The sequence below is a fragment of the Teichococcus vastitatis genome (genome assembly GCF_003604215.1).
GTDB classification, from domain to species: Bacteria; Pseudomonadota; Alphaproteobacteria; order Acetobacterales; family Acetobacteraceae; genus Pseudoroseomonas; species Pseudoroseomonas vastitatis.
The window spans coordinates 1-4368 of record NZ_QXGS01000091.1 but is presented as its reverse complement, the minus strand read 5'-3'; the positions used below and the strand labels follow the sequence as shown (position 1 = coordinate 4368).

Sequence of the window (4368 nt, the reverse complement as noted above, 5' to 3'; positions counted from 1 at the left end):
CGATCAGCCCTGGCGCATCATGTCCATCGGCCTGCGCGAATGGGCTCATGGGTTCTGATCAATGGGATTTGGTATAAGTGTGTCCGTTCTCAACACGAACGGGTGCTCCATGCCATTGCGAGTTGTAGAAACGATGACCTACGGTGCTCATCGGATTCAAGTTTGCGAAGAAAAATCATCATCCGGTTGGCTGGTGCGGCTGTACACACCACACGGGGTCCGTGGATCATCCAGTTGTTCGTTCTCAACAAATCACCCGGATGAGCTGAAGGCCCTGCTTGATGAAGCCAAGGCGTATGCCGATGCTCAAGCCGCCAATTTGTAAGTGACGCACTCGGCGGGAGAAGCTGAGAGCTTGGACCAATTTGTTCGCAACTCGGAATAACATGGCCCGTTCTCCGGCCAACCATCCGGAGAAAAGCTCCATGAGCGGTTTCGCCAACGAGGCCTACTCCCATCTGCCGGAGGAGATCGGCGCCGGCTATGCCGAGCGCCTGCGTGATCTATCGGAGGAGGAGTTCGAGCAACAGCTGGAGCAGCGCCTCGACAGCTTGCGCGCCGTGCTGCTGCAGTCGGGCTATCCTGCTCCCGCCGCCGCACTGATCTGCCAGACGGCGCGCGAAGTGGCAGAGGCAACGCGGCAACAGGCATAGCCGCCTTTCTGGCGATGAAGCACCACGGCAATGGGTGATGGCGGCGGCTTTGTAAGATCCAGTCGCAGCCGCAACGGGCTGAAAGTGGCCGCGTTAGGGGAGGTCATGAACGGCACTTCCAAGGCGCAGGCGGTCGAGACCGAGATCAAGTTCCTTCTTCCGGACGGTGCGCACACGGCCCTGGAGACGCATACGCTGCTGCGCCTGGCGGAAACCCAGCCGCCCCGGCAGGAGATCACCACCTACTACGACACTCCAGAACAGGCGTTTCGCGGCGCGGGCGCTGCCTTGCGGGTGCGCGAAGCCGGCGGGCGGTATGTGCAGACCCTGAAGCTGCGTCAGGGAAAGAACGCCTTCTCGCGAGGTGAGTGGGAATGGGATCTCGCGAACAGCCAGCCAGATCTGTCGCGCCTGAGCGACACGCCTCTCGCAAATCTTGTTGGAAGCACCGTGCAGCCGGTTTTCTGCGCCGAGGTCAGCCGCACGGTCCGCTATCTGCGTGCCCATGGGGGCGTGGTGGAGATCGTCACGGATCTCGGCTGGCTCCAGGCAGGGGAACATGCTGAGCCGATCCGCGAAGTGGAGCTCGAGCTCAAGGAAGGTGACGCGACGGCGCTGTTCGCCGCCGCCAACTCGCTCCAGATGGCGCTGGACCTGGTCCTGGGCGCGGAAAGCAAGTCCGAGCGCGGCTGGCGCCTGGCCACGGGCTCGTCGCCGGAAGCGCTGCACGAGAAGGCACCCTCGATCTCCCCAGATGCGAGTGGATCCTCGGCCTTCCAGGACCTCACCTCGGCACTTCTGGCCAGCCTCGTCGGGAACCAGCCGGCTGCTTCCACCGGCTCTGCCGAGGGCGTGCACCGCATGCGCATCGCCGTGCGCCGGCTCCGGACAGCATTGACTCTGTTTCGTCCCCATCTCGCTCAGGAGGCAGAGGTCCAGTTCACCGAAGCGCTCCGGCGGCTGGGCCGCATCCTGGGCGAGGCGCGGGACTGGGACGTGTTCTGCTCGGAAACGCTGATGGAGGCCGGGAAGCAAGGGGTTCCGGATCCTCTGCTCCAGGCGCTCCGAAAGCCGGCCGAGGCGGAGCGGCAGGCTGCGCATGCGCGACTGCGGGAGGAGTTCGGCCAGCCGGATCTCACCCGGCTGGTGCTCGGCCTGTCGGCCTGGGCTGGGGACGCGTCTGCCCTGGTAGGCCCGGAACATGCTGGCCGCCTTTCTGAACCGGTGGCCGATGTCGCGCCCGAGCTTCTGGAGCATCTACGACGCAAGGTCAGCAAACGTGGTCGCCGGATCCGCCATCGTTCCGAGGAGGAGTTGCACGATCTGCGGAAGGCGTTGAAGCGGCTCCGCTACGCGCTCGAGCTCCTGGCACCGCTGCTCAAGAAGCGGCGGCTGAAAGCTTATCTGCACTCCTGCAAGGAGCTGCAGGAAGATCTGGGCACGATCAATGACGCGGCCATGGCCGAGATCCTGGCCAGGCGCCTGGGCGAGACAGATCCAGGTGTGCAGCCTGCCGTAGCTGCCCTGGAGAGCTGGGCGGAGGCACGGCGGACGGTCGCACTGGGTCATCTCCACCCTGCCTGGCGCGAGTTCAAGGATGCGCCGCGGCCGCGTTTCGCAAGAAAGACAATAATGGTAGAGCTTACGACAAGTACGGAGTAGTGAAATCGTCATCTTCTCTTCGCAGGAGCACTATAGATTCTCTTGTAGCCTGCCGAACGTCAGCAGAAGGCTGACGGACGGAGAGCAAAACCATGGCCACCGAGAACCAGAACTCCACAGCTAAAAACGTCATTTTCATGCTGCCTGACGGGGCTTCCGCCTCCTACATGGCAAACTACCGCTACTTCAAGGAAGGTTCTGAAGGCCCTGTCTGGGAGCCCCTGCTGAAGGGCATGGTGCAGACCGACTCCTTCAACAATCCCATCACGGACTCCGCCGCTGGCGCCAACGCCTATGCGACCGGCGTGAAGACCCGCAACGGCTCGGTCGGCGTCGACTTCTTTGGCAATGAACTGACCTCGGTGACTGACTTGGCCTCTGACGCAGGCAAGGCGACGGGCATCGTCTCCACCGCCGCCATCACCGACGCCTCGAACCCACAGCGCGGCAACCAGGCCGACATCGCCCAGCAGTACATCGGCGACAACGAATTGGACGTCGTGCTGGGTGCGGGCCGCAATCAGTTCACCACCGAGGGCGAGGGCGGCACCCAGCCCGACGGCACCGACCTGTTCGGTCTGGCCGAGCAGCAGGGCACGACCTACGTCTCGAGCGCCGAGGAACTTGCCGCCTTTGATGGCGAGCGCGTGCTCGGCCTGTTCAACGACGAGGACTATCTCGACGCCATCGGCGAGCGCCCGGCCGAGGAGCCGAGCCTGGAGCAGATGACCGAGGTGGCGCTGGATACCCTATCCAAGGACGAGGATGGCTTCGTGCTGTTCCTCGAGGAGGAGAACACCGACACCTTTGGCCACGCCAAGGACGCGGCCACCACCATGCATGCCCTGTCATCCTTCGAGGCCAGCATGCAGAAGGTGCTGGAGTTCCAGAAGGAGAACCCGGACACGCTGGTGGTGATGGCGGCTGACCACGACACGGGCGGCATGACGGTGCAGCCGAGCGCCGAGGCTTCGCCGGCCGTGTTCCGTGACTTCACGGCCACCGCCGAGGAGATGGCGGAGCAGTTCGATGCCGCCGACACCGCCTCGATCCGCGACACCGTCGCCGCGGGAACGGGTCTGACGCTGAGCGATGAGGAGATCACGGAGCTCCAGGGAAGCGAGGACACCGCTTTGGCCTTGGCGGAACTGCTGAGCGCCAAGGGTGGCGTGGAGTTCACCACCACCGGCCACACGGCGGTCGACGTGCCGATCTTCGCCACGGGTCCGGGCGCCGAGCTGTTCACAGGCGTGCAGGAGAACGCGGCCGTCGGTCAGCACCTCGCCGAGGCGATGGGTCTGGCCCTGCCGGACGACCAGCAGGATGGCGGCGCCGACCGCTTGGCCGTCACCAGCCTGTTCGACAGCGCCTTTGGCGGCATCCCGACGGTGAACACGATCCGCAACCTGGTGTCGCAGATCGGTGACGACGGGCTGGACGCTCTCGCCGACCGCTTCGCCAACCTGTGGAGCGGCCTGGACGACGCCGACTTCCTTTCGAGCGTGCTGGAGAACACGCTGGACACCGTCCCCGAGGAGGCGGATCTCGCCTATTGGACCGGCGTCCTGGAAACCAATGGCGGCGACCGTGGTGAGGTCCTGCTGGCTATCTCCGGGCTGCCGGAACACCAGGAGGCTCTTCTGGAAATCCCGGTATCGAATACGGAATTTAGCCCGATCGCCTGACCGCAGCGACACTAGCGCCTGATATTCGCCCCCCCTGGCAGTGCCAGGGGGTTCTTCTGCTTGACGGAACTGACGCCAGCACGGAACGCGGCAACATCGAACCGGTGCTGCCCGCTCAGCTGCGGTGTGTTCGGCCGGATGGCCGGCAAGGGTGCGCCACGGAGTCGGGAAATGCTGCGGCCATTCAGGGGCCAGCCTCCCGCTGCTGGGCGCGGTTGCCGTCCGTCTCCTCCGGCTGGTCCTAGAACAGGATCTGGCTGGTCGTTTCTCTGCTTGATGAGGAGCCACGTAATACCAAATCCCATTGATCAGAACCCATGAGCCCATTCGCGCAGGCCGATGGACATGATGCGCCAGGGCTGATCGAC

At 64.2% G+C, this 4368-nt stretch carries 4 protein-coding genes; all 4 read left to right on the top strand.

Annotated elements, in window-relative coordinates; translation table 11 throughout:
• The first annotated feature begins 109 nt into the window (after positions 1-109).
• Positions 110-325, top strand: coding sequence for a hypothetical protein (locus D2K64_RS24810; RefSeq protein WP_157986076.1), 216 nt, complete (start codon positions 110-112; stop codon positions 323-325).
• Positions 326-425: 100 nt separating this feature from the next.
• Entirely contained in the window at positions 426-653 is a 228-nt protein-coding gene (locus D2K64_RS22890; RefSeq protein WP_157986075.1) for a hypothetical protein, read from the top strand.
• A gap of 30 nt (positions 654-683) precedes the next feature.
• The gene (locus D2K64_RS22885) at positions 684-2315 is read left to right on the top strand and encodes a CYTH and CHAD domain-containing protein (protein WP_120010688.1); all 1632 of its coding nucleotides are present in this window, start codon (positions 684-686) and stop codon (positions 2313-2315) included.
• A gap of 92 nt (positions 2316-2407) precedes the next feature.
• Positions 2408-4000, top strand: coding sequence for an alkaline phosphatase (locus D2K64_RS22880; RefSeq protein ID WP_120010687.1), 1593 nt, complete (start codon positions 2408-2410; stop codon positions 3998-4000).
• The last annotated feature ends 368 nt before the right edge of the window (positions 4001-4368 follow it).

What these genes read in the sequence shown, in the direction of transcription:
- D2K64_RS24810 (WP_157986076.1), top strand. Translation starts at nt 110, where the DNA reads ATGCCATTGCGAGTTGTAGAAACGATGACCTACGGTGCTCATCGGATT.
- D2K64_RS22890 (WP_157986075.1), top strand. Translation starts at nt 426, where the DNA reads ATGAGCGGTTTCGCCAACGAGGCCTACTCCCATCTGCCGGAGGAGATC.
- D2K64_RS22885 (WP_120010688.1), top strand. Translation starts at nt 684, where the DNA reads ATGGGTGATGGCGGCGGCTTTGTAAGATCCAGTCGCAGCCGCAACGGG.
- D2K64_RS22880 (WP_120010687.1), top strand. Translation starts at nt 2,408, where the DNA reads ATGGCCACCGAGAACCAGAACTCCACAGCTAAAAACGTCATTTTCATG.